Raw genomic sequence first — 23,748 nt, forward strand, 5'->3', positions numbered from 1 at the left:
GAGGTCCGGGCGCTCGCCGGGGTGGCGGGGTGAATCCTCGGCCGAGGGCGCTCGGGATGCGGAAAGTCCGGATAAGGGAGATGACGCTCGCCGACTGCGACCGCGTCGCGGAGATCCGCGTCCGTGGCTGGCAGAGCGCGTACCGGGGGCTGGTGCCGCAGTCGTACCTGGACGGGCTCAGTGTCGCGGCGGACGCCGAGCGCCGTCGCGGGCACCTGACACAGGCCGCCGCCGGCGTGGTGAACCTGGTCGCCGAGGACACCGGCGGCGAGGTCGTCGGCTGGGCCTGCCACGGTCCGTACCAGGACGGTGAACTCCTCACCTCCGACGCCGAGTTGTACGCCATCTACGTCCACCCCGAGCAAGTGGGACACGGCGCGGGGCAGGCCCTGCTCGCCGAGTCCGTCGCGCGGTGCGCCGCCGCGGGCCACGGCCGTCAGCTCCTGTGGGTCCTCAAGGAGAACCGCCGGGCCCGCCGCTTCTACGAGCGGGCCGGCTTCCACGCGGACGGCGCCGAGGAACCCTTCGAGGTGGGCGGCACCGAAGTCCCGGAGGTGCGGTACGCACGCGCACTCCCCCGCTGATCTCACCTCTGTTTCGGAATCCGCCCCAGCGCCCGCACCGCCGCCTCCGCCAGCACGGGATGCGCGAGGGCCTCGTTCAGTACAGGTCTGGCTCGGGCGTCGCCCAGCGTGCCGAGCCCGTCCACGCAGGCGAGGGCCACACGGCGGTACGGGTCGTGCGGGCGCAGCCGTCGCTGGAGGGTGGTGATCAGGGCGGGCACGGCCTCCGGGGCGCGCAGTTCGACCAGGAGCCGGACGGGGTGCAGGGCGTAGGCGACCCTCAGCTCGTTGGTGGCGAGGGCGGCGGCCGCGCGGGCGGTGCGCGGGTCGCCGAGGCGGGCGAGGGCGTGGGCGGCGGAGGCACAGCGCGGCGGATCGCGGTGGTTGAGCAACAGCACCAGGGACTCGAAGGCGCGCCGGTCCCCGGCGAGTCCCAGCCGGAAGGCGGCCAGCTCCCGCGCCCACAAGGGCTGCCCGGGTTCGGTCAGCACCGCGGCCAAGGCGTCGAGGTCGTCGGTCGCCACGAGCCGCTCGAAGGCGGGCGAGGCCCCCGACTCCTGCCGTAAGCGCTCCGTGAGTGATCGCAACTCTTCGTCCATGACTGAGAGATTAGGGGCGCCGCGAGCTGCGCGGGACGTACATCACAAACCCGAGGGCTGGCGCGCTCGTTACCCGCGAGTTAAGCTCAGACGAGCGAGTTACCCACTCGTATCTCCTCGCGGCGGTCTGGTGACGCGGCCACCGCGAGAGCAGTCGGTTCGGTACTTCAGGTACCGCAGTACGGCTCGGCCCCGGGACAGGGCCGGTCGGAACCGCCGTTCACCGGGCGTGTGCACGCCCGGCCCGACGGCACCGGGCGTGTGCGCTCGCAGCCCGGCCAACACCCGCACTTCTCACGCACCCGGTGCGCCCGGGGCCCGGCTCCCGCCGGGCCGTAGTCGGCGCACCCGGGAGGCGTTCCCCGTCGTCACCCTCATCCTGGAGTCCCGCGATGGCCACTCCCCTGTCCGACCCGTCCCTGTCCCCGCTGCGCACCATCGCCGTCGTCGGCCTCGGCACGATGGGCACCGGCATCGCCGAGGTCCTCGCCAAGGCCGGCCGCGAGGTCGTCGGCATCGACATCAGCGAGGCCCAGGCCGCGAAGTGCGTCGCCGCCCTGGAGTCCTCCACCGCCCGTGGCGTCGAGCGCGGCCGGCTGACCGAGCAGGACCGCGCGGAGATCCTGGACCGCGTCCGCACCTCCACCGACCTGCGGGCCGCGGCCGGCGCCGACCTGGTCATCGAGGTGGCGCCGGAGTCGTACGAGATCAAGCAGCAGATCTTCCGGGAACTGGACGGGATCGTGCGGCCGGAGACCATCCTGGCGACCGGCACCAACGCCCTGTCGGTCACCCGGCTCGCCGCCGACTCGGCCCGTCCGGAGCGCGTGCTGGGCCTGCACTTCTTCAACCCTGCCCCGGCGATGCGGCTGGTCGAGGTCGTCTCCTCGGTGCTGACCGCGCCGGCCGCCGTCACGGCGGTCACCGATCTCGCCCTCGACCTGGGCAAGGAGCCGGTCGCCGTCGGCGACCGCCCCGGGTTCGTCGCCGACGGCCTGCTGTTCGGCTACCTCAACCAGGCCGCCGCGATGTACGAGGCGAAGTACGCCTCCCGCGAGGACATCGACGCCGCGATGCGGCTGGGCTGCGGACTGCCGATGGGCCCGCTGGCACTGCTCGACCTGATCGGTGTCGACACCGCGCGCACGGTCCTGGAGGCGATGTACGCCGCGTCCCGCGACCGGCTGCACGCCCCGGCGCCGATCCTCAAGCAGCTGAGCGAGGCGGGCCTGACCGGCCGCAAGGCGGGACGCGGGTTCTACACCTACGAGACGCCGGGCAGCGGCACCGTCGTGCGGGACGCGCTGACCCCGCTGGAGGGCGGCAGCCTGGCCCCGGGCCGGGAGGTCCGATCGGTCGGTGTCGCGGGCTCGGGCACCATGGCCTCCGGCATCGCCGAGGTCTTCGCCAAGGCCGGGTACGAGGTGGTCCTCGCCGCCCGCAGCGAGGAGAAGGCCCAGACCGCGAAGGCCCGCATCGGCAAGTCCCTGTCCCGCTCGGTCGACAAGGGCCGGATGACCGCCGAGGCCGCCGCCCGGACCCTGGACCTCATCACGCCGACGGGCACCTACGACGACTTCGCCGACGTCGACCTGGCCCTCGAGGCGGTCGCCGAGGACCTGGAGGTCAAGCGGCACCTGTTCGCCGCGCTGGACAAGGTCTGCAAGCCCGGCGCGATCCTGGCCACCACCACCTCGTCCCTGCCGGTCGTGGCCTGCGCCCGGGCCACCTCGCGCCCGCAGGACGTGATCGGCATGCACTTCTTCAACCCGGCGCCGGCCATGAAGCTGGTCGAGGTCGTCCGTACGGTGCTGACGGCCGACGACGTCCACGCGACGGTCCGCGAGGTCTGCGGCCGGATCAGGAAGCACCCGGTCGACTGCGGCGACCGTGCGGGCTTCATCGTGAACGCGCTGCTCTTCCCGTACCTGAACAACGCGATCAAGATGGTGCAGGAGCACTACGCGTCGCTCGACGACATCGACGCGGCGATGAAGCTGGGCGGCGGTTACCCGATGGGCCCGTTCGAGCTGCTGGACGTCGTCGGGCTCGACGTCTCGCTCGCCATCGAGAAGGTCCTGCACCGCGAGTTCCGCGACCCGGGGCTCGCCCCGGCACCGCTCCTGGAGCACCTGGTGGCCGCGGGCTGCCTCGGCCGCAAGACCGGCCGAGGCTTCCGCGAATATGCCAAGCGCTGAGGGTCCCGGCGACTGGTTCCGGTCCGGCGCGGAGTGGGGCGGCCTGCTCGGCCCGGACCGGCTCCCGCCGCCCCCTGGCGGCGGCGGAGAACCAGGTCATGCGCACCGAGCTGCGCACATGCAGTACGTTCAGGGCATGTCCCAGCCCGCCAAGTCCGCACGTACACCAGCTACGACCGACGCGCCGGAAAGTGCCGCAGGCTCTCGCGCCGCCGCCCAGCGGCTCAAGATGCGCCGGGAACTGGCGGCCGCCGCGATGGAGCTGTTCGCGACCAAGGGGTACGAGGCGACCACCGTCGACGAGATCGCGGCCCAGGCCGGGGTCGCACGCCGCACCTTCTTCCGCCACTTCCGTTCCAAGGAAGAGGCGATCTTCCCCGACCACGACGACACCCTGGTCCGGGCCGAGGCGGTGCTCAACGCCGCGCCCGCGCACGAGCATCCGCTCGACACGGTGTGCCGCGGCATCAAGGAAGTCATGAAGATGTACGCGGCCCGGCCGGAGATCTCGGTCGCCCGCTACAAGCTGACACGCGAGGTGCCCACGCTGCGCGAGGCGGAGATCGCGTCGGTGGCCCGCTACGAGCGCCTGTTCACCCGCTACCTCCTCGGCCACTTCGACGAGCGCGCGCACGCCGACGACGCCAACGACGATCCGCTGCTGGCGGAGGTCGCCGCGTCCGCCGTGGTCACCGCCCACAACCACGTCCTGCGGCGCTGGCTGCGGGCGGGCGGGCAGGGGGACGTGGAGGCGCAGTTGGACCACGCCTTCGCGATCGTGCGCAAGACGTTCGGCACGGGGATCGGGGCCGGGCGCTCCACGGAGGCGCAGCCGGCCGCGGCCACGGCCTCGGCCCAGGGCGAGGTGCTGGTGACCGTCGCCCGTACCGACGCCCCGCTGGACGAGGTCATGCGGACGATCGAACAGGCCCTCAAGGAGCGCTGAGCCCTCTTCGCCCGTGTGATGACGGCCACCCCTCGGGGTGGCCGTTTTGGCATGTCAGAGGCCGTTTTGCAGGCTCTCTCCGAGGCCGTTCGATCGATCATCGCTCATTTGTTACGTAAAGATTTCATCTGAGGCCAAGTTCTGGCACTCAGTGCCTTGCGGGGTGACACGCGGTGTCATACGTTGAAGAGGTCCGGGCGATGTCCCAGCAAGCCCAGCGCCTGCCCGCCCGGACGCCTGCGTCACAGGCAACCTCCCGCGCCACCAGCGCTGCCGAACAGCACCACCGCCGAACCGACGGCACCCCTCCAACCCTCAGCAGCACCGACGTAACCATCGGCGCCCCTCCCTCAGGGCGCTCACCGCCGGAGGCAACACCGTGACCGTGAAGGACATCCTGGCCGCGATCCAGTCGCCCGACTCCACGTCGGAGGACTTCGCCGCCCTCCCGCTCCCCGAGTCGTACCGCGCGATCACCGTGCACAAGGACGAGACGGAGATGTTCGCCGGGCTCGCCACGCGCGACAAGGACCCCCGCAAGTCGATCCACCTGGACGAGGTGCCGCTGCCCGAGCTCGGCCCGGGCGAGGCCCTGGTGGCCGTCATGGCCTCGTCGGTCAACTACAACTCGGTGTGGACGTCGATCTTCGAGCCGCTGTCCACCTTCGGCTTCCTGGAGCGCTACGGCCGCACCAGCGAGCTGGCCAAGCGCCACGACCTGCCGTACCACATCATCGGCTCCGACCTCGCGGGCGTCGTCCTGCGCACCGGCCCGGGCGTCAACGCCTGGCACCCCGGTGACGAGGTCGTCGCGCACTGCCTGTCCGTCGAGCTGGAGTCCAGCGACGGCCACAACGACACGATGCTCGACCCCGAGCAGCGCATCTGGGGCTTCGAGACCAACTTCGGCGGCCTCGCCGAGATCGCCCTGGTCAAGTCCAACCAGCTGATGCCCAAGCCCGACCACCTCAGCTGGGAGGAGGCCGCCGCCCCCGGCCTGGTCAACTCCACCGCCTACCGGCAGCTGGTCTCCCGCAACGGCGCCGGCATGAAGCAGGGCGACAACGTGCTCATCTGGGGCGCGAGCGGCGGACTCGGCAGTTACGCCACCCAGTTCGCGCTGGCCGGCGGCGCCAACCCGATCTGTGTCGTGTCCTCGCCGCAGAAGGCCGAGATCTGCCGCTCGATGGGCGCCGAGGCGATCATCGACCGCAACGCCGAGGGCTACAGGTTCTGGAAGGACGAGAACACACAGGACCCCAAGGAGTGGAAGCGCTTCGGCAAGCGCATCCGCGAGCTCACCGGCGGCGAGGACATCGACATCGTCTTCGAGCACCCCGGCCGCGAGACCTTCGGCGCGAGCGTCTTCGTCACCCGCAAGGGCGGCACCATCACCACCTGCGCCTCCACCTCGGGCTACATGCACGAGTACGACAACCGCTACCTGTGGATGTCGCTGAAGCGGATCATCGGCTCGCACTTCGCCAACTACCGCGAGGCCTGGGAGGCCAACCGGCTCATCGCGAAGGGCAAGATCCACCCGACCCTGTCGAAGGTGTACTCCCTCCAGGACACCGGCCAGGCCGCCTACGACGTGCACCGCAACCTCCACCAGGGCAAGGTCGGCGTGCTGTGCATGGCCCCCGAGGAGGGCCTGGGCGTGCGCGACCACGAGAAGCGCGCCAAGCACATCGACGCCATCAACCGCTTCCGGAACATCTGAGGGCTGCTGGATGACAGAGCGTCAGAAGGACCGTCCGTGGCTCATGCGGACCTACGCCGGCCACTCCACGGCCGAGGCGTCCAACGAGCTGTACCGGCGCAACCTCGCCAAGGGCCAGACGGGTCTGTCGGTGGCGTTCGACCTGCCGACCCAGACCGGCTACGACTCCGACCACATCCTCGCCCGCGGCGAGGTCGGCCGGGTCGGCGTGCCGATCGCGCACGTCGGTGACATGCGCCGGCTGTTCCAGGACATCCCCCTGGAGCAGATGAACACCTCGATGACCATCAACGCCACGGCCATGTGGCTGCTGGCGCTCTACCAGGTCGTGGCCGAGGAGCAGGGCGCGGACATCACCAAGCTCCAGGGCACGACCCAGAACGACATCGTCAAGGAGTACCTGTCCCGCGGCACGCACGTCTTCCCGCCGGGACCGAGCCTCCGTCTGACGACGGACATGATCGCGTACACGGTCTCCCACATCCCGAAGTGGAACCCGATCAACATCTGCAGCTACCACTTGCAGGAGGCGGGCGCCACGCCGGTCCAGGAGATCGCGTACGCGATGTCCACCGCGATCGCCGTTCTCGACGCCGTGCGCGACTCGGGGCAGGTGCCCCAGGAGCGCATGGGCGACGTCGTCGGACGGATCTCCTTCTTCGTGAACGCGGGCGTCCGCTTCATCGAGGAGATGTGCAAGATGCGGGCGTTCGGCCGCATCTGGGACCGGATCACCCGTGAGCGGTACGGCATCGAGAACCCCAAGCACCGCCGCTTCCGCTACGGCGTCCAGGTCAACTCCCTCGGCCTGACCGAGGCGCAACCGGAGAACAACGTCCAGCGGATCGTCCTGGAGATGCTGGCCGTGACCCTCTCCAAGGACGCACGCGCGCGTGCGGTGCAGCTCCCCGCCTGGAACGAGGCGCTCGGTCTGCCCCGCCCCTGGGACCAGCAGTGGTCGCTGCGCATCCAGCAGGTGCTGGCGTACGAGAGCGATCTGCTGGAGTACGAGGACATCTTCGAGGGCTCGAAGGTCATCGAGGCGAAGGTGGACGAACTGGTCGAGGCCGCGTCCGCGGAGATCGACCGCATCCAGGAGATGGGCGGCGCGATGGCGGCCGTCGAGTCCGGCTACCTCAAGTCGCAGCTGGTCGCCTCGCACGCCGAGCGCCGGGGCCGGATCGAGTCCGGCCAGGAGAAGATCATCGGTGTCAACGCCTTCGAGGGCACCGAGCCGAACCCGCTGACCGCTGACCTGGACACCGCGATCCAGACGGTCGACCCGGAGGTCGAGGCCCGGGTCATCGCCTCGCTCCAGCGGTGGCGCGACAGCCGCTACCAGCCGCCCTTCAACCACCCGAGGCCCTGCAAGGCGCTGGAGCGGCTGAAGGAGGCCGCCCGGGGCACCGAGAACCTCATGGAGGCCACCCTGGAGTGCGCCCGCGCCGGGGTCACGACCGGCGAGTGGGCCGGGGCCCTGCGCGAGGTGTTCGGCGAGTTCAGGGCGCCCACGGGCGTCTCCTCGGCGCCGGTGGCCGTCCCCGCCGAGGAGGGCAGCACGCTGGCCCTGGTCCGCCGCAAGGTGGATCTGACGGCCAAGGACCTGGGCGTGGGCAAGCTGCGCTTCCTGGTCGGCAAGCCGGGCCTGGACGGACATTCCAACGGTGCCGAGCAGATCGCCGTGCGCGCGCGCGACGCCGGCTTCGAGGTGGTCTACCAGGGCATCCGGCTGACGCCCGAGCAGATCGTGGACGCCGCCCTCGCCGAGGACGTGCACGCGGTCGGCCTGTCCATCCTGTCCGGCTCGCACGCCCAGCTGGTTCCGGACGTCCTCGAACGGCTGCGTGTGGCCGGTGCCACAGACATCCCGGTGATCGCCGGTGGCATCATCCCGAACGGGGATGCCGAGCAGCTCAGGGCAGCCGGAGTGGCCGCGGTCTTCACCCCGAAGGACTTCGACATCACCGGAATCATCGGCCGCATCGTCGACGAGATCCGGAAAGCGAACAAGCTCGACCCCCTGGAGGTCTCCGCATGACCACGGTCAACCGCCTTCGCCCCCGGCGTTCCTGCCTGGCGGTACCGGGCTCGAACCCGCGCTTCCTGGAGAAGGCCCAGGGCCTCCCGGCGGACCAGGTCTTCCTGGACCTGGAGGACGCGTGCGCCCCGCTCGCCAAGCCCGAGGCGCGGCACACCATCGTGAAGTTCCTCAACGAGGGCGACTGGACGGGCAAGACGCGCGTGGTCCGGGTCAACGACTGGACGACCGAGTGGACGTACCGCGACGTCGTGACGGTGGTCGAGGGCGCCGGCCAGAACCTCGACTGCATCATGCTGCCGAAGGTGCAGGACGCCCAGCAGATCGTCGCGCTGGACCTGCTGCTGACCCAGATCGAGAAGACCATGGGCTTCGAGGTCGGCAAGATCGGCATCGAGGCGCAGATCGAGAACGCCCAGGGCCTGAACAACGTCAACGAGATCGCGCAGGCCTCCCAGCGCGTCGAGACCATCATCTTCGGCCCGGCCGACTTCATGGCCTCCATCAACATGAAGTCGCTGGTCGTGGGCGAGCAGCCGCCCGGCTACCCGGCGGACGCCTACCACTACATCCTGATGAAGATCCTGATGGCCGCCCGCGCCAACAACCTCCAGGCCATCGACGGCCCCTACCTCCAGATCCGCAACATCGACGGCTACCGCGAGGTCGCGCAGCGCGCCGCCGCCCTCGGCTTCGACGGCAAGTGGGTGCTGCACCCGGGCCAGGTCGAGGCGTCCAACGAGATCTTCTCGCCGTCCCAGGAGGACTACGACCACGCCGAGCTGATCCTGGACGCGTACGACTACTACACGTCCGAGGCGGGCGGCAAGAAGGGCTCGGCGATGCTCGGCGACGAGATGATCGACGAGGCCAGCCGCAAGATGGCCCTGGTCATCGCGGGCAAGGGACGTGCCGCGGGCATGCGGCGCACCAGCAAGTTCGAGATCCCGGAGGCCTGACAGCCATGCAGTTCGGACGCACCTACGAGGAGTTCGAGGTCGGGGCGACGTACAAGCACTGGCCGGGCAAGACGGTCACGGAGTACGACGACCACCTGTTCTGTCTCCTCACCATGAACCACCACCCGCTCCACATGGACACGAACTATGCGGAGAAGACGACGGACTTCGGCAAGAACGTCGTCGTGGGGAACTACATCTACTCGCTCCTGCTCGGCATGTCCGTGCCGGACATCTCCGGCAAGGCCATCGCCAACCTGGAGATCGAGTCGCTCAGGCACGTGGCGCCGACCTTCCACGGCGACACGATCTACGGCCAGACGACCGTGCTCGACAAGTGGCCGTCGAAGTCGAAGAACGACCGCGGCATCGTCTACGTCGAGACCAAGGGCTACAAGCAGGACGGCACGCTGGTCTGCGTGTTCCGCCGCAAGGTCATGGTGCCGACCGAGACGTACATCAAGGAGCGCGGCGGCGAGCAGCCCGGCCGCCCCGAGCTCGAGGAGCAGGAGAAGTAGCCATGGCGCGACTCGCCCAGACCGCCGGTCTGACGGACATCCAGCAGGAGATCCTGTCCACCGTCCGGGACTTCGTGGACAAGGAGATCATCCCGGTCGCGACCGAGCTGGAGCACCGCGACGAGTACCCGCAAGCGATCGTCGACGGGCTGAAGGAATTGGGCCTGTTCGGCCTGATGATCCCCGAGGAGTACGGGGGTCTGGGCGAGTCGCTCCTGACGTACGCGCTGTGCGTGGAGGAGATCGCCCGCGGGTGGATGTCGGTGTCCGGCATCATCAACACGCACTTCATCGTGGCGTACATGCTCAAGCAGCACGGCACGCAGGAGCAGAAGGACCACTTCCTGCCGAGGATGGCGGCCGGCGACATCCGCGGCGCCTTCTCGATGTCGGAGCCGGGCCTCGGCTCGGACGTCTCGGCGATCACCTCGAAGGCGGTGAAGGACGGCGACGGGTACGTCCTGAACGGCCAGAAGATGTGGCTGACCAACGGTGGTACGTCGTCTCTGGTGGCCGTTCTGGTCCGAAGTGACGAAGGTCACCCCGAGGGCACCGCGCCCCACAAGTCGATGACGACCTTCCTGGTGGAGAAGGAGCCCGGCTTCGGCGAGGTCCGCCCCGGCCTCACCATCCCCGGCAAGATCGACAAGATGGGTTACAAGGGTGTCGACACCACCGAACTCATCATGGATGACCTGCGGATTCCTGCGGATCGTGTGCTCGGTGGGGTCACGGGCCGTGGTTTCTACCAGATGATGGACGGTGTCGAGGTCGGCCGCGTCAACGTGGCGGCGCGTGGCTGTGGCGTCGCTCAGCGTGCGTTCGAACTCGGCGTCCAGTACGCACAGCAGCGTCACACCTTCGGCAAGCCGATCGCCCAGCACCAGGCGATCCAGTTCAAGCTGGCCGAGATGGCTACCAAGGTCGAGGCCGCGCATGCGATGATGGTGAACGCAGCTCGCAAAAAGGACTCCGGGGAACGAAACGACCTTGAAGCCGGTATGGCGAAGTATCTCGCTTCCGAATACTGCAAGGAGGTCGTGGAGGACGCCTTCCGGATCCACGGCGGCTACGGCTTCTCCAAGGAGTACGAGATCGAGCGCCTCTATCGTGAGGCACCGATGCTGCTGATCGGTGAAGGTACCGCCGAGATCCAGAAAATGATCATCGGCAGGCGGCTGCTCGAAGAGTATCGATTCCAGGGCTAGATGTCCGGATACGGGGTGTTTTCTTGGAGAAGAAGATCACACCCCGTCAGCACTCTTCGGCCGCCGACTCGGCTGCCTGGCTTACCCAGTTAGGGCCCCGAGCCGCTACGATCGCCGGAAAGCCGCCGTCCCCCGTCAGAGTGCGGCATCATCCGCTACGAAGGTCATCCATGCCCCACAGCCAAACCTCTGCACCTCGCGACAGCCGGGCCGGCGTACGCCTCGCGCGCGGAGCATCGCCGTGGCTCCTTCCGACCGTCGCCACCGCAGCCCTCAGCCTGGCCCGCGCCCGCCGCTCGGGTGCCGCCAAGGCCGTCGCCGTTCCCGCCACCGCGCTCGCCGCGGGGATGCTGTGGTTCTTCCGCGACCCCGAGCGCGAGATCACCCAGGGCCGGGTCATCTCGCCCGCCGACGGTGTGGTGCAGAGCATCATGCCGTGGAAGGACGGCCGCACCCGCGTCGCGATCTTCATGAGCCCGCTCAACGTCCACGTCAACCGCGCGCCGCTGGCCGGCACGGTGACCTCGGTCGAGCACGTGCCCGGTGGCTTCGTTCCCGCCTTCAACAAGGAGAGCGAGAACAACGAGCGTGTCGTCTGGCACTTCGACACCGAGCTCGGCGACATCGAGATGATCCAGATCGCCGGCGCGGTCGCCCGCCGCATCGTCCCCTACGTGCCCCAGGGCACCAAGGTCGAGCAGGGCGAGCGGATCGGCCTGATCCGCTTCGGCTCGCGTGTCGACCTCTACCTGCCCGAGGGTGTGGAGGTCGCGGTCGAGGTGGGACAGAAGACCGTGGCTGGGGTGACTCGCATTGACCGTGATTGATCCTGACACCAAGGCCGGCTGGGTCCCGGAGGCCGACGAGGTCGACGAGGAAGAGGAGATGCCCCTCTCTCTTCGCCTCTCGATAGCGGACACCCTGACGCTGGGCAACGCCACGTGCGGCTTCATGGCGGTGTACTTCACCACCACCGGCATCCTGATCCCGCACCTCACGGGCAGCCAGGAGACCGGCATGGCCCGCCACAGCGCGGCCACGGCGGTCATCCTCATGCTCTGCGCGGCGGTCTTCGACCTCTTCGACGGCCTGGTGGCGCGCAAGCTGCGCTCCTCCCCCATGGGCGCGGAGCTGGACAACCTGTCCGACCTGATCAGCTTCGGTCTGGCGCCGGCGTACTTCGTCCTCGTGTACGGCATGGTCGCGGACGACGCGCATCAGCGGGTGGCGGCGGTCGGGGCGATCGTGGTGCTGCTGGCGGTGGTGCTGCGGCTGGCGAGATTCTCGTGCGTCACGGTCAAGGACGGCACCTTCCAGGGCATGCCGTCGCCGTTCGGCGCGCTGACGGTCGTGTCGATCGTGCTGCTGGAGCTGCCGTTCGTGGCGACGCTGCTGGCGATCCTGGGTACGGCGTGGCTCATGGTGAGCCGGGTCGAGTACCCGAAGCCGCGGGGGCGGCTCGCGGTGGCGATGCTGTCGTGGATCGTGCTGAGCATGGGCCTGCTGGCGGCGTGGGCGTTCGACGCGCCGAGCGGGCAGCTGCTGCTGCAGACGGGATGCGCGCTTCAGCTGGTCATGGGGGCGGTGATCCCCCTGTTCGCGACGGCCCGGCGGGTGAACAACTTCCGCGACAACCGGCGGGAAGCGCGGGCGGCTCAGCTTCCGTAGCGTTGCACCGGCTTGGGCCCCGGACCGGGATGTCGGTTCGGGGCCCTTTGCTGTGCGGTCCGTTGGGGGGTGCTGTTGCTGGGGACGGAGCCCCCAGGGACGCGGCCTCGCCTCAGGTCAGGAAATCCCCGGCGATGCGTTCCGCCACCCGCTCCAGGATCGGGCCCGCCTCCGCGATGCACTTCGCCACGTCCGGCTCCGCGTCCGTCAGGGGGTAGACCCGGCGGAAACCGGCCCGTCCCAGGGTCTCCGGGGGCAGGGCCAGGCGGCCGCAGACCGCGACGACCTCCTTGTCCGCCGCCCGGGCCGCGGCGGCGACGCCCGCCGGGGCCTTGCCGTGGAGGGTCTGTTCGTCGAGGGAGCCCTCACCGGTGATCACCAGGTCGGCGCGCTCCAGGGCCGGGGCGAAGCCCAGGACGTCGAGCATGACCTCGATGCCGGGACGGAAACGGGCGCCGAGCAGCAGGGCGCCGTAGCCGATGCCGCCCGCCGCGCCCGCACCGGGCGAGGCGGCGTACTCGGCGGCCTTCGATCCGGCGGACTCCTCCAGCACCTTCGCGAAGTGCGCGAGGGCGGCGTCCAGGGCCGCCACGTCGTCCGGCGAGGCGCCCTTCTGCGGGCCGTAGACCGCGGGCGCGCCCTTCGGGCCGGTCAGCGGGTTGTCCACGTCGCTCGCGAGGACCAGTTCGATCTCGGTGAGACGCGGGTCGAGGGACGAGAGGTCAGCGGTGGCCAGGTCGGCGAGGCCGCCGCCGCCCGGGGGGACCGGCTCGCCCTGCGCGCCAAGGAAGCGTGCGCCCAGCGCGGACAGCATTCCGGCGCCGCCGTCCGTGGTGGCGCTGCCGCCGACCCCGAAGACGATCGTGCGGGCGCCCGCGTCCAGCGCGGCCCGCAGCAGCTCGCCGGAGCCGTACGTGGACGCCGTGAGCGGGGCGAAGACCCCGGCGGGCAGCCGCTGGAGCCCGCTCGCCTCGGCCATCTCCACGACCGCGGTCCCGTCGCGCAGCGCGAACGCCGCCGTCACCTCGTCGCCGAGCGGACCGGCGACCCGTACCTCCCGGCGCTCGAACCCGGCCGCGACCGCCGCGGCCACGGTTCCGTCGCCGCCGTCGGCCACGGGCAGCGCCTCGACCTCGAGGTCCGGTACGACCCGGCGCAGCCCGGCCGTCACCCGCTCGGCGACCTCCACGGCCGTCAGCGACCCCTTGAACTTGTCCGCGGCGACGAGCACCCGCTGTGCCTTGGTATCGCTCACTGCAGCGTCCGCCACTTGCACTCCCCTTGCTCTCCGGGCCCTCACGCACGTCAAGGCCAGTCGCGCCGCTGCGACCTTAACCGGAGGACGCCCCGGCCGTCAGCTTCTGCCCAACCTCTGGAACGACACGGTCAGGGGCGCGGGGCTGTGTCAGACATGCGGCTGCCGCCGCGCGGGCGCGAACGGCCACCACGCACCCGCATTCCCGAACGGGCCGAACGCCCCACCCCGAAATGGGTAGACCTCAACCATGACCCCCGTCGACACCGAAGCAGCGCTGGCCGGTCGCATCCTCGGCGGCTGGCAGGGCCGCATCGCGGGCAACATGCTCGGCAAACCGGTCGAGCAGGGCGAGGTGTGGACGCGCGACCGCATCGACCGCTATCTGCGGCAGGCCGCCGCGCTGCCCCTGACCGACTACCTCCCCGAGCCGATCAGCGAACACGACGGCTTCGAGCTGCGGCCCGAGTGGCGCCAGTGCGTGCGCGGCCGGATCCACGGCAGTTGCCGTGACGACGACGTCGACTACGCGATCCTCGGTCTGGACCTGCTGGAGACCCACGGCTTCGGCTTCAGCACCGAGCAGGTCGGCGACCTGTGGCTGCTGCGGCTGCCGTACCTCCAGACGTTCACCGCCGAGCGGGCCGCGTACCGCAACCTGGCAGGCGGGCTCAAGCCGCCGCTGACGGCGACGTACGACAATCCGTACCAGGAGTGGATCGGGGCGCTGATCAGGGCCGACATCTACGGCTGGACCTGCCCTGGCGTGCCGCGCCGGGCCGCCTCGCTGGCCCGGCGGGACGCGGTGCTGTCGCACACCGGCAACGGCGTCTACGGCGCGATGTGGGCGGCGGCGCTGATCGCGGCGGCGTTCACGGCACCCACCGTGCGGCACGCCATCGACGAGGCCCTGGCCGTGATCCCGGCGAGCAGCCGCCTGGCCCGCACGGTGCGGCGGGTCGTCTCCCTGCACGACACGCGGATGTCCTGGGAGGACACACTCACCACGCTCACCGACGAGACGGCCGGGATGGGCTGGATCCACACCGTCCCGAACGCCGCCGTCCTCGCCGCCGGCCTGCTCTACGGCGACGGCGACTTCACCCGCACCATCACCCTGACCGTCCGCGGCGGCCTGGACACGGACTCCAACGGCGCGACGGCGGGGTCGGTGGCCGGGGTGTTCGGCGGGGCTGCGGCCATTCCGGAGCAGTGGACGGTCCCGCTGGAGGACACGGTCCGCAGCGCGGTGTTCGGCTTCGACGGGGTACGCATCAGCGAGCTCGCGGAGCGGACGCTGCGGCTGGCGGAGCAGCAGGCCTGACCGGATCGAACCGGCCATTTCCCGGCTGAGCGGGGTGCCCGACCTGTTCTTCCGTTTCCCGCCATGGGCCCTCTGTGAGCTCAGTAACCGCCGCTGCCGCTGACGACAGCCGGGCGTTCCGCTTGAAAGCGCTTCCAGGCGACGATTTCCGGCCACGTGTCCGTGATCCACCTATGTCGATCAAAAGCGACCGTAAAGTGATCTGGCCGTTGGCTAGTTCGATCATTTCCAGTCACCCGGTTCGCGTCCTCGCGCCTGACAGAAAGCGCCTGCTTGTCATGCCTCGTCTCAGAACCGCTCTTCGTGCCACCGCCACCGCGACCGTCCTGACCGCCGCCGTGCTCACCGCGCCCGGGGCCGTCGCCGCCGAGCAGTCCGCGGCCTCGGCCTCCGCCACCGTGTGCGGCAGCGGCTACACCCTGCGCAAGGCGATCCCGCTGCCCCTGGGCGTCGACCCCGACCTGCGCAAGGCGACCCTCTTCGCCTACGAGAACGGCGGCAAGGGCTGCGCCATCCTCGACAACAACGTCGGCCGGGCGCAGTACATGTCCGTGCAGATCTGCAAGGTGGACGGCACGGCCTGCGACCCCGACTCGGGCACCTTCAGCGAGTACGCGGGCCCGGTGTACGTCTCCAGCTTCGCCTGCGCCCCGGTGACGGCCAAGATGGGCTCGTCCTCCGGCAGCCTCTACATCAACTACAAGTCCAGCTACGTCTTCCCCTGCGGCTGAGCCCTCCCCGGGTGGTTACCCTGCCCGAATGACCACCTCTTCTTCTGACTTCGCCGCCTACATCGCGTCCCTGCCCCGCGTCCTGGCCGGCGCCGCCGCGCTGTTCCGGGACGGCGAGGGCCGGGTGCTGCTCGTCGAGCCCAACTACCGGGAGGGCTGGGCGCTGCCCGGCGGCACGATCGAGTCCGACGACGGCGAGACGCCGCGGCAGGGCGCGCGGCGCGAGACGGCGGAGGAGATCGGGCTGGACCGTGAGCTCGGCCGGCTGCTGGCGGTGGACTGGGTGCACGGCCCGGGGCGTCCGCCGCTGGTGGCCTATCTGTACGACGGCGGGGTGCTCGGCGAGGACGAGTTCAAGGCGATCCGCCTCCAGGAGGAGGAACTGCTGTCCTGGCGGCTGGTCCCGCGCGAGGAGCTGACCGAGTATCTGCCGGGCGCCCTCGGCCGCCGTGTCCTGGCCGGACTGGACGTGCTGGCGGACGGCTCGGGCACGGCGGAGCTGGAGAACGGGCACCGGGTGTACTGACCGGTCCGGCCGTTCACCCGTCGGCGTCCCGTTCGATAACCGCTCGCCGTCGCCGTACGGCCCGGCCTACGCTCGGTGACATGGCCAAGCCCCTCGTCGCGCTGCTCACCGGTGCCGGTATCAGCACGGACTCCGGGATCCCGGACTACCGCGGGCCGAACGGGCTCTGGCGGCGGGATCCGGAGGCCGAGAAGCTCGTCACGTACGAGTACTACATGGGCGACCCGGAGATCCGCCGCCGCTCCTGGCAGATGCGGCGCAGGAACCGGACGCTTCAGGCGGAACCCAACGCCGCGCACCGGGCGGTGGCCGAACTGGAGCGGTCCGGGGTACCCGTCCGGGTGATCACGCAGAACGTGGACGGGCTGCACCAGCTCGCCGGGATGCCCGACCGCAAGGTCCTCGAACTGCACGGCACGGCACGCAGCTTCGTCTGTACCGGCTGCCACACCCGCGGCCCGATGGAGGACGCGCTCGCACGGGTCGAGGCCGGTGAGGACGACCCGCCGTGCCTGGCGTGCGGCGGCGTCCTGAAGCCGGCGACGGTGATGTTCGGCGAGCGGCTCGACCCCGTCGTCCTCGGCGAGGCGGTCGCCATCAGCAAGGCCAGCCAGGTGTTCGTCGCCGTCGGCACGAGCCTCCAGGTCCAGCCCGCCGCCGGCCTCGCCGGTGTCGCCGCCGACCACGGCGCCCGCCTGATCATCGTCAACGCCGAGCCGACACCGTACGACGACCGTGCGGACGAGATCGTCCGCGAACCCATCGGCACGGCGCTGCCGGAGCTGCTGCGCGGTCTCACGGCCGACGGGCGGCCCGCAGGTTTTCCAGGCGCGTGAGCGCGCCGCGGCCCGGTCGGGGGTGCGCGAGGGTCAGAAGAGTGCCGCTCCCCGCTCGAAGTCCAGCAGGCGCTGTTTGCGTTCCAGGCCGCCGCCGTAGCCGGTGAGGCCGCCGTTCGCGCCGATGACGCGGTGGCAGGGGACGATGATGCCGATCGGGTTGCGGCCGTTGGCTAGGCCGACCGCGCGGGATGCCGTGGGGGTGCCGAGGGCGTCGGCGAGCCGGCCGTAGGTGCGCGTCTCACCGTACGGGATGCGGCGCAGCTGGTCCCAGACGCTGCGCTGGAACGGGGTGCCGGTCAGACGGAGTTCGACGGTGAACTGCTTGAGCTCTCCCGCGAAGTAGGCCTTCAGTTGTTCCTCCGTCTCCGCGAACAGGGTGTCGTCGCGGGTGCCGAAGGTCTCCTCCGGCGGGCGGTGGCGCTGGCCGGTCATGTAGAGGCCGCACAGGACACCGTCGTCGGCGACGAGGGTGAGGGGCCCGTAGGGGCTGTCGGTCACGGTGTGCTGCTTCATGGAACGTCCCTAGACAGGAAGGAAGTTGATCGGGTGGCTGTCGGTCGCCCAGAGGTACTGGACGGCGTAGGCCCGCCAGGGGCGCCAGGCCGCCGCGCGGGCGGTGAGCTTGGCGGGCGTGGAGGGCAGGCCGAGTTCCTGGGCGGCGCGGCGGATGCCGAGGTCGGTGGGGAGGAAGGCGTCGGGGTCGCCGAGGGCGCGCATGGCGATGACGTCGGCCGTCCAGGGGCCGAAGCCGGGCAGGTCGAGGAGCTGGGCGCGGGCCTGCGGCCAGTCGCTCTCCGCCCCCAGGTGGAGGTCGCCGTCGGCGAGCCGACGGACAAGGGTCGTGAACGTCGTGCGGCGGGTGCGGGGCATCGCCAGGGTCTCCGGGTCCAGCGCCGCGAGGGCCTCGGGGGCGGGGAAGAGGTGGGTGAGACCGCCCTCGGGGTCGTCGACCGGTTCGCCGTGGGCGGTGACCAGGCGGGCCGCGTGGGTGCGGGCGGCGGCGGTGGAGACCTGCTGGCCGAGCACGGCCCGGACGGCGAACTCCGCCTCGTCCACCGTGCGCGGGACGCGTCGGCCGGGCGCCTTGTCGACCAGCGGCGCCAGGACCGGGTCCGTGCGCAGCTGCTCGTCGATCGCCACCGGGTCCGCGTCCAGGTCGAGCAGACGGCGGCACCGGCTGATGGCGACGGTCAGATCGCGCAGGTCGCTGAGGGTGAGGCGGCAGGCGATGTGGTCGGGGTTCGGGGTGAGGGCCACGATGCCGTGGCCGTACGGCAGCCGCAGCGTGCGCCGGTAGGAACCGTCGCGCCACTCCTCCACGCCGGGTACGGCCGTGGCGGCGAGGTGGCCGAAGAGGTTGTCGGGGTTGAGCGGGGTCCGGAATGGCAGCCGCAGGGACAGGGCTCCGGGTGTGCCGGCGCCCTGCCGTCTCGGGGCGCGGGCGCGCAGCTCGCTCGGGGAGAGGGCGAAGACCTCGCGGACGGTGTCGTTGAAGGTGCGGATCGAGGCGAAGCCGGCGGCGAAGGCGATCCGGGCCATGGGCAGGGTCGTCGTCTCGATGAGCAGCCGGGCCGTCTGGGAGCGCTGGGCGCGGGCCAGCGCGAGGGGGCCGGCGCCCAGTTCCGCGAGGAGCTGGCGCTCGACCTGCCGGGTGCTGTAGCCGAGGCGGGCGGCGAGGCCGGGCACGCCCTCGCGGTCCACGACGCCGTCGGCGATCAGCCGCATGGCGCGGGCCACGAGGTCGGCGCGCTGGTTCCATTCCGGGGAGCCGGGGCTGGTGTCGGGCCGGCAGCGCTTGCAGGCCCGGAACCCGGCCTGCTGGCAGGCCGCCGCGCTCGGGTGGAAGACCATGTTCTCGGGCTTGGGCGGCACGACCGGGCAACTGGGACGGCAGTAGATGCCGGTCGTCAGGACGGCCGTGAAGAACCATCCGTCGAACCGTGCGTCCTTGGACTGGACGGCGCGCAGGCAGCGCTCGGTGTCGGTGTGCATCCCCATCTGCATGCGTCCAGCATCGGGCACCGGGCGGGACGGGGCTGGCGAGAATCCGACATCGACGTGCCCGGGCGGCGCCCGGCGGAGACAGCTGCGGCCGGGATAGATGAAGATTCATTCATGTGTTCGTGTGCGACCGGTACGATGACGTCATGGGTCATGGAGCCGTCATCCCCGCGCAGGACGCCACCGAGCGCGTACGCCTGGACGCGGACAACGTCGCGAAGGTCGCCACCACGCTCCAGGCCCTGTCCACACCCTCCCGGCTGCTGATCCTGGCGCGGCTGCGGGAAGGCCCGCTGCCGGCCACCGAGTTGGCCGCCGAGGTGGGCATGGAGCAGTCGGCCTGCTCGCACCAGCTGCGGCTGCTGCGCAATCTGGGCCTGGTCGTCGGCGAGCGGCGGGGCCGTTCGGTCGTCTACGCACTGCACGACCACCACGTCGCCGAGCTGCTCGACCAGGCCGTCTACCACGTGGAGCATCTGCGCCTGGGCATCAGCGACGCCGCCGAGTGAGACGGCGCCGCTGTCCCACGGGCGGCCCTACGCGGTGGCCGTCGGCCGTCGCGAGGCCGCCATCGCCTCGCTCACGCGCGTCAGCGGACGCAGCCGATAGGTGTACGCGTAGTCGCGGTTGGCGAAGAGCTTGAACTCGTCGTGGGTGTGGGCGCCCCAGCTGTTGTCGCCGCCCACGCCCATCTGACGGTGGTTGACCCGCAGGACCACCGCGTCCCTGGGGTCGAGCTGGTAGTCGTGGCGGGCGCCGACCGACAGGTCCTCGGGGGTGAAGCGCGAGGCGTTGACCTCCAGCAGCGGCTCACCGGAGACGAGCAGTCCGCGTCCGCCGGCGTCCGTCAGCGCGGCCCAGCGGACATCGGTCTTGTTGCCGTTCTCCTGGGGACGCAGGTAGGAGGTCCACTGTCCGGAGACGGTGCCGGAGTACAGGCCGACGTCGGTGGCGTTGTTGCGGTCCCACATGTTCTCCTCCGGGCCCCGGCCGTAGTAGTGCAGCCGGTCCAGGCGGCGGGGCAGGAACAGCAGGGTGCCGACCTCGGGGATGTACGGCAGGTTCGCCGCTCCCGGGTGCAGGGTGTTGTCGACCTTGATCTCGCCGTTGCCGAAGACCGTGTACGTCGTGCTGTACGTGGACTCCGCGCTGGTGGGCAGCGTGCCGGTGACCGTGACCTCGACGGCCCGGTCGTCCAGCGGCCGGACCCGTACGTCCGCCACCTTCCGCTTGGCTCCCGCGTCGCGCCACGTCTGGTTGCGGGTGTGGTGGCCGTTGCCCCGGTCGTTGTCGGTGGGCGCCCGCCAGAAGTTCGGGACGGGGCCGGAGGTGATGAGCCGGGTGCCGCCCGCTTCGTACGAGGTGATGGTGCCGGTGCTCTTGTCGACGGTGACCGAGAAGCCCTTGCCCTTGACAGTGACGTCCTCGTCCCGGTCGGTGTACCGCAGGGCGGGGACGCTGCGCAGCGGCAGGGGCGTCACGGCCGGGCTGTCCGTGTCGAGGGCGAGCTGCTGCTTGGCCACCTCGAAGCCCGCCGTCGCCCACTTGGTGGGCTCCTGGGTGGTGAACGAGAGCTGGAGGAAGTACTCCGTGCCCGGTTCGGGCTTCGCCGGCAGGCGCACCGGCACCTTGATGTCCTTGCTGGTCAGCGGCGCGACGTTCAGCTGGTCGCGGGTCAGCCTGCCGCGCTGGACGACCTTGCCGTCGGCGACGAGGGACCAACGTCCGTCGAACTCGCGGAGGTTGGTGAAGAGGTACTCGTTGGTGAGGGTGACGGCGCCGGGGCCGCCGGTGGCCGGGGCGGCGTTGATCGCCTGGTAGATCTGCTTGACCTCGGCGGACTTGCCGGTGAGGCCGCGGTCGGGCAGGACGATGCCGTCCCCGGCGAAGGCGCCGTCGTTGGGGTTGTCGCCCCAGTCGCCGCCGTAGGCGTAGAACGTCTTGTCGCGCGGGCGCTGCTCGGCGAAGCCGACGGTGGCGGCGTCGAACCAGAAGCGCACGCCCTCGTCGTCCGGGCCGCGGCTGTCGGAGGCAAGTTCGGTGGCGCTGAGCGCGCGGGCGTACACGCGGGCCCGCCGGATGGTTCCGCTGAACTCCCGGGTCGGGTTGTCGACGTCCGTGGCGAGCGCCAGGGACGCCGTGTTGCCGCTGGGGCGCCGGGTGGTGGTGCGGGTGCCGCGCACCTGGCCGTCGACGTACAGGGTGAGCGTCCCCGCGTCGGCGTCGAAGACGCCGGCGATGTGGTGCTCCTTGCCCGTCCAGCCGTCGGGCAGCGCCCAGCTCGCGGTGACCCACTGGCCGCCGCCGTGAATGAAGAACTCAAGGTTCTTGTCGGTCTGCTTGAGCGCGTACTGGGTGTCGCCCTTGGCGAGGATGGGCTGGTGGCCGTAGGGCACGTCCGGGGTGACCCAGGCCTCCAGCGTGAGGGAGCCGGTGAGGTCCAGGCGTGAGTCGCGGGGGAAGACGGTGCCGCCACAGACGCCCTTGGTGCGGTCGAAGGTGCCGGAGGGCGCCATGATCTCGCCGCGCAGCGCGCCCGGCCCGGACTCGGTCAGCAGCTTGCGGGTGGGGGTCGGCCAGCTCAGGGCCTGGTCGACGAAGTCCCAGATCCAGCCGCCCTGGAGGACGTCGTAGCGGCGGACGATGTCCCAGTACTTCTTGAAGTTGCCGTTGGAGTTCCCCATCCCGTGGGAGTACTCGATCATCACGTACGGGCGGGTGTCGTTGGTGTCCTTGGCGCGCTGCTCGACCCGCTGCGGGCTGTCGTACATCTCGGAGCGGATGTCGCTGATCCCGGGGCGGTCGTCGCCCTCGTACTGGATGACGCGGGTGGGGTCGTAGGAGCGGATCCAGTCGTGCATGGCGTTGAAGGTGGTGCCTCCGCCGGCCTCGTTGCCGAGGGACCAGATGACCACCGAGGCGTGGTTCTTGTCGCGGTGGACCATGTTCTGGGCGCGGACCACGCACGCCTCGGTCCACTCGGGGTGACCGCTGCCGGGGTACCTGTCGCGGATGCCGTGGGTTTCGAGGTTGGTCTCGCCCACGAGGTACAGCCCGTACTCGTCGGCGAGTTCCAGCCACAGCGGGTTGTTGGGGTAGTGCGAGGTGCGGACGCTGTTGATGTTGAGCCGCTTGATGATCTCGATGTCCTCGATCATCTGCGCGCGGGTGAGCGCCGAGCCGGTGACGGGGTGCATCTCGTGCCGGTTGGTCCCGCGGAAGGACACCGGCTTGCCGTTGATGCGCATCAGGCCGTCCTTGAGCGCGAACTCGCGGAAGCCGACCCGGTGCGAGAGGGTCTCGACCACCTTGCCGGCCGGGTCGCGCAGGCGCAGCACGGCGGTGTAGAGGTTCGGGTGCTCGGCGGACCAGAGCTTCGGTGAGGGGACGGGTCTGGACGCCTCGGCGGTGGCCTCGTCGCCGTCGGGGACGTCGACCGGCTGGTTCAGGGGCCGCGGCCAGACGGCGTGGCCGCGCGCGTCGTACAGCTGGGTCTCGACCGTGTAGCGGCCCGCGCCCTCGCCGCCGTAGTCACGGACGTGCGCGGTGACCTTGAGTTCGGCGGAGGTGTAGTCGTCGCCGAGCGGGGTGTCCAGCTTGAAGTCCCGCAGGTGCACCGAGGGCGTGGAGTACAGGTGGACCGAGCGGAAGATGCCGCTCAGGCGGATCATGTCCTGGTCCTCCAGCCACTCCGCGTCGGAGTAGCGGTACACCTCGACGGCGATCTGGTTGGTGCCCGGCTTGAGGTGGCGGGTGATGTCGTACTCGGCCGAGGTGTAGGAGTCCTCGTGGTAGCCGACCAGTTCGCCGTTGATCCACACGTAGTGGGCGGACTTGACGCCCTCGAAGTGCAGGAAGGTGCGCCGGCCCGACCAGTTCCGAGGGACGGTGAACGTCCGGCGGTACTGGCCGACGGGGTTGTAGCGGGTCGGGGCGGCCGGCGGCTGGGCCTCCTCGCCGCCGCCGTTGGGGCCCCACCAGGGGTAGGTGATGTTGACGTAGATCGGGAAGTCGTAGCCGTGCATCTGCCAGGCCGAGGGCACGGGGATGGTGTCCCAGCCGGAGTCGTCGACGTCGGTGCGGTAGAAGTCGGCGTCCCGGTCGTCGGGGCGGTCGGCGTAGGCGAACTTCCACTTGCCGTCGAGGCTCAGCCGGTACGGCGAGCGGGTGCGGTCGCCGTCGAGTGCCTGCCCGAGGTCCGCGTACGGCATGAGCGTGGTGTGCGGCGGCTCGGTGCCCACGCGGTACACGGCCAGGCCGTCGTTCCACTCCGGAGGGGCGTCCGCCGCCGGGCGCCGGCCCGCCGCGTGCGCGGCGGCGGGCGACGCGGACAGGGCGAGCGCGCCGAGCACGGCGGCGCCGCCTTCGAGCAGACGGCGGCGGCTGACGACGGGCCGGTCGGCGGGGGACGAGAGCGGGTGCGGCATGACCGTGGCCTTCCTCGGTTCGACAGGGTGCTGCACGGACTGAGGGCACGTCAGATGCGTCGCCAACTCCCCTGATGGGCGTTCCTGTTGGGACTCGTGCAACTGACGGTGACGGAGCAACTGCTGAGCAGGCACACCCTAGGACTCGAACACAACCGAAGCAATGACCCCGTCGGACTTTGTGCGGTCCTGGTGGTTCTCCGAGGTCCCCCGGCGCTTTGACGC

General features: G+C 70.6%; 20 protein-coding genes. 15 read left to right on the forward strand and 5 right to left on the reverse strand.

All coding sequences use genetic code 11. The annotated features are described in order from the left end of the window. Positions 1 to 80: 80 nt before the first annotated feature. Positions 81 to 584, forward strand: coding sequence for a GNAT family N-acetyltransferase (locus GTY47_RS03885; RefSeq protein ID WP_010038772.1), 504 nt, complete (start codon positions 81 to 83; stop codon positions 582 to 584). A gap of 2 nt (positions 585 to 586) precedes the next feature. On the opposite strand, the gene GTY47_RS03890 is transcribed toward GTY47_RS03885, so the two are convergent. Continuing rightward, on the reverse strand, positions 587 to 1,162 hold the full coding sequence (locus GTY47_RS03890) for an adenylosuccinate lyase (protein ID WP_010038773.1): 576 nt from the start codon (positions 1,160 to 1,162) through the stop codon (positions 587 to 589). Positions 1,163 to 1,554: 392 nt separating this feature from the next. On the opposite strand from GTY47_RS03890, the gene GTY47_RS03895 reads away from it, so the two are divergent. The 9 genes from GTY47_RS03895 to pssA all read left to right on the forward strand — a co-directional run bounded on the left by GTY47_RS03895 (position 1,555) and on the right by pssA (position 12,420). Further along, positions 1,555 to 3,360 (forward strand): 3-hydroxyacyl-CoA dehydrogenase family protein, encoded by a 1,806-nt coding sequence (locus GTY47_RS03895; protein ID WP_010038774.1) that lies wholly within the window; start codon positions 1,555 to 1,557, stop codon positions 3,358 to 3,360. Between the two features lie 136 nt (positions 3,361 to 3,496). Further along, complete coding sequence (locus GTY47_RS03900) at positions 3,497 to 4,306, forward strand: TetR family transcriptional regulator (RefSeq protein WP_197709809.1); 810 nt, start codon at positions 3,497 to 3,499, stop codon at positions 4,304 to 4,306. Between the two features lie 385 nt (positions 4,307 to 4,691). Next, positions 4,692 to 6,029, forward strand: a complete 1,338-nt coding sequence (gene ccrA, locus GTY47_RS03905) for a crotonyl-CoA carboxylase/reductase (protein WP_010038778.1) — start codon at positions 4,692 to 4,694, stop codon at positions 6,027 to 6,029. A 10-nt stretch (positions 6,030 to 6,039) separates the two neighbouring features. After that, on the forward strand, positions 6,040 to 8,067 hold the full coding sequence (locus tag GTY47_RS03910) for a protein meaA (RefSeq protein ID WP_010038780.1): 2,028 nt from the start codon (positions 6,040 to 6,042) through the stop codon (positions 8,065 to 8,067). Next, positions 8,064 to 9,026 carry a CoA ester lyase gene (locus GTY47_RS03915; protein ID WP_010038783.1) on the forward strand — a complete coding sequence of 321 codons (963 nt, stop codon included), beginning with the start codon at positions 8,064 to 8,066 and terminating at the stop codon, positions 9,024 to 9,026. The genes GTY47_RS03910 and GTY47_RS03915 overlap by 4 nt, the downstream gene beginning before the upstream one ends. A 5-nt stretch (positions 9,027 to 9,031) precedes the next feature. After that, complete coding sequence (locus GTY47_RS03920; protein WP_010038785.1) at positions 9,032 to 9,544, forward strand: MaoC family dehydratase; 513 nt, start codon at positions 9,032 to 9,034, stop codon at positions 9,542 to 9,544. A gap of 2 nt (positions 9,545 to 9,546) precedes the next feature. Then, positions 9,547 to 10,752, forward strand: a complete 1,206-nt coding sequence (locus GTY47_RS03925) for an acyl-CoA dehydrogenase family protein (protein ID WP_010038788.1) — start codon at positions 9,547 to 9,549, stop codon at positions 10,750 to 10,752. Between the two features lie 170 nt (positions 10,753 to 10,922). Next, positions 10,923 to 11,579: a phosphatidylserine decarboxylase gene (locus GTY47_RS03930; RefSeq protein ID WP_010038789.1), complete on the forward strand. Its 657-nt coding sequence runs from the start codon at positions 10,923 to 10,925 to the stop codon at positions 11,577 to 11,579. A gap of 58 nt (positions 11,580 to 11,637) precedes the next feature. Next, positions 11,638 to 12,420 (forward strand): CDP-diacylglycerol--serine O-phosphatidyltransferase, encoded by a 783-nt coding sequence (gene pssA, locus GTY47_RS03935; protein ID WP_050810223.1) that lies wholly within the window; start codon positions 11,638 to 11,640, stop codon positions 12,418 to 12,420. A 112-nt stretch (positions 12,421 to 12,532) separates the two neighbouring features. Here the strand turns inward: pssA and GTY47_RS03940 are convergent, their stop codons facing one another. After that, entirely contained in the window at positions 12,533 to 13,651 is a 1,119-nt protein-coding gene (locus GTY47_RS03940; RefSeq protein WP_010038791.1) for a glycerate kinase, read from the reverse strand. A 274-nt stretch (positions 13,652 to 13,925) separates the two neighbouring features. Between GTY47_RS03940 and GTY47_RS03945 the strand changes: the two genes are divergently transcribed. From GTY47_RS03945 to GTY47_RS03960, 4 genes are all read left to right on the forward strand, one after another. Next, a complete protein-coding gene (locus GTY47_RS03945) occupies positions 13,926 to 14,999 on the forward strand; it encodes an ADP-ribosylglycohydrolase family protein (protein WP_010038794.1) in 1,074 nt (357 codons plus the stop codon). A 278-nt stretch (positions 15,000 to 15,277) separates the two neighbouring features. Next, a complete protein-coding gene (locus tag GTY47_RS03950) occupies positions 15,278 to 15,730 on the forward strand; it encodes a hypothetical protein (protein WP_010038796.1) in 453 nt (150 codons plus the stop codon). Between the two features lie 28 nt (positions 15,731 to 15,758). Next, positions 15,759 to 16,256, forward strand: a complete 498-nt coding sequence (locus GTY47_RS03955) for an NUDIX hydrolase (RefSeq protein ID WP_010038798.1) — start codon at positions 15,759 to 15,761, stop codon at positions 16,254 to 16,256. A gap of 80 nt (positions 16,257 to 16,336) precedes the next feature. After that, a complete protein-coding gene (locus tag GTY47_RS03960) occupies positions 16,337 to 17,092 on the forward strand; it encodes a Sir2 family NAD-dependent protein deacetylase (RefSeq protein WP_010038799.1) in 756 nt (251 codons plus the stop codon). 33 nt (positions 17,093 to 17,125) lie between these two features. On the opposite strand, the gene GTY47_RS03965 is transcribed toward GTY47_RS03960, so the two are convergent. Then, positions 17,126 to 17,608: a methylated-DNA--[protein]-cysteine S-methyltransferase gene (locus GTY47_RS03965; RefSeq protein WP_010038800.1), complete on the reverse strand. Its 483-nt coding sequence runs from the start codon at positions 17,606 to 17,608 to the stop codon at positions 17,126 to 17,128. 9 nt (positions 17,609 to 17,617) lie between these two features. Continuing rightward, on the reverse strand, positions 17,618 to 19,087 hold the full coding sequence (locus tag GTY47_RS03970) for an AlkA N-terminal domain-containing protein (protein WP_010038801.1): 1,470 nt from the start codon (positions 19,085 to 19,087) through the stop codon (positions 17,618 to 17,620). Between the two features lie 155 nt (positions 19,088 to 19,242). On the opposite strand from GTY47_RS03970, the gene GTY47_RS03975 reads away from it, so the two are divergent. After that, a complete protein-coding gene (locus GTY47_RS03975; RefSeq protein ID WP_010038804.1) occupies positions 19,243 to 19,605 on the forward strand; it encodes a metalloregulator ArsR/SmtB family transcription factor in 363 nt (120 codons plus the stop codon). A gap of 27 nt (positions 19,606 to 19,632) precedes the next feature. Here GTY47_RS03975 and GTY47_RS03980 read toward each other — a convergent pair whose 3' ends face one another. Further along, a complete protein-coding gene (locus GTY47_RS03980) occupies positions 19,633 to 23,523 on the reverse strand; it encodes a glycoside hydrolase family 2 TIM barrel-domain containing protein (RefSeq protein WP_010038807.1) in 3,891 nt (1,296 codons plus the stop codon). Positions 23,524 to 23,748: the final 225 nt, after the last annotated feature.

It is taken from the genome of Streptomyces sp. SID5464 (genome assembly GCF_009862985.1).
In the GTDB taxonomy this organism is placed as follows: Bacteria; Actinomycetota; Actinomycetes; order Streptomycetales; family Streptomycetaceae; genus Streptomyces; species Streptomyces chartreusis_D.

Excerpts from the sequence above, each read along its gene's own strand:
- GTY47_RS03965 (WP_010038800.1), bottom strand. The coding sequence starts at position 17,608 with ATGAAGCAGCACACCGTGACCGACAGCCCCTACGGGCCCCTCACCCTC.
- GTY47_RS03955 (WP_010038798.1), top strand. The coding sequence starts at position 15,759 with ATGACCACCTCTTCTTCTGACTTCGCCGCCTACATCGCGTCCCTGCCC.
- GTY47_RS03915 (WP_010038783.1), top strand. The coding sequence starts at position 8,064 with ATGACCACGGTCAACCGCCTTCGCCCCCGGCGTTCCTGCCTGGCGGTA.
- GTY47_RS03920 (WP_010038785.1), top strand. The coding sequence starts at position 9,032 with ATGCAGTTCGGACGCACCTACGAGGAGTTCGAGGTCGGGGCGACGTAC.
- GTY47_RS03890 (WP_010038773.1), bottom strand. The coding sequence starts at position 1,162 with ATGGACGAAGAGTTGCGATCACTCACGGAGCGCTTACGGCAGGAGTCG.
- GTY47_RS03945 (WP_010038794.1), top strand. The coding sequence starts at position 13,926 with ATGACCCCCGTCGACACCGAAGCAGCGCTGGCCGGTCGCATCCTCGGC.
- GTY47_RS03975 (WP_010038804.1), top strand. The coding sequence starts at position 19,243 with ATGGGTCATGGAGCCGTCATCCCCGCGCAGGACGCCACCGAGCGCGTA.
- GTY47_RS03900 (WP_197709809.1), top strand. The coding sequence starts at position 3,497 with ATGTCCCAGCCCGCCAAGTCCGCACGTACACCAGCTACGACCGACGCG.
- GTY47_RS03980 (WP_010038807.1), bottom strand. The coding sequence starts at position 23,523 with ATGCCGCACCCGCTCTCGTCCCCCGCCGACCGGCCCGTCGTCAGCCGC.
- GTY47_RS03970 (WP_010038801.1), bottom strand. The coding sequence starts at position 19,087 with ATGCACACCGACACCGAGCGCTGCCTGCGCGCCGTCCAGTCCAAGGAC.
- GTY47_RS03895 (WP_010038774.1), top strand. The coding sequence starts at position 1,555 with ATGGCCACTCCCCTGTCCGACCCGTCCCTGTCCCCGCTGCGCACCATC.
- GTY47_RS03950 (WP_010038796.1), top strand. The coding sequence starts at position 15,278 with ATGCCTCGTCTCAGAACCGCTCTTCGTGCCACCGCCACCGCGACCGTC.
- GTY47_RS03885 (WP_010038772.1), top strand. The coding sequence starts at position 81 with ATGACGCTCGCCGACTGCGACCGCGTCGCGGAGATCCGCGTCCGTGGC.
- GTY47_RS03910 (WP_010038780.1), top strand. The coding sequence starts at position 6,040 with ATGACAGAGCGTCAGAAGGACCGTCCGTGGCTCATGCGGACCTACGCC.
- GTY47_RS03930 (WP_010038789.1), top strand. The coding sequence starts at position 10,923 with ATGCCCCACAGCCAAACCTCTGCACCTCGCGACAGCCGGGCCGGCGTA.
- GTY47_RS03960 (WP_010038799.1), top strand. The coding sequence starts at position 16,337 with ATGGCCAAGCCCCTCGTCGCGCTGCTCACCGGTGCCGGTATCAGCACG.
- pssA (WP_050810223.1), top strand. The coding sequence starts at position 11,638 with ATGCCCCTCTCTCTTCGCCTCTCGATAGCGGACACCCTGACGCTGGGC.
- GTY47_RS03925 (WP_010038788.1), top strand. The coding sequence starts at position 9,547 with ATGGCGCGACTCGCCCAGACCGCCGGTCTGACGGACATCCAGCAGGAG.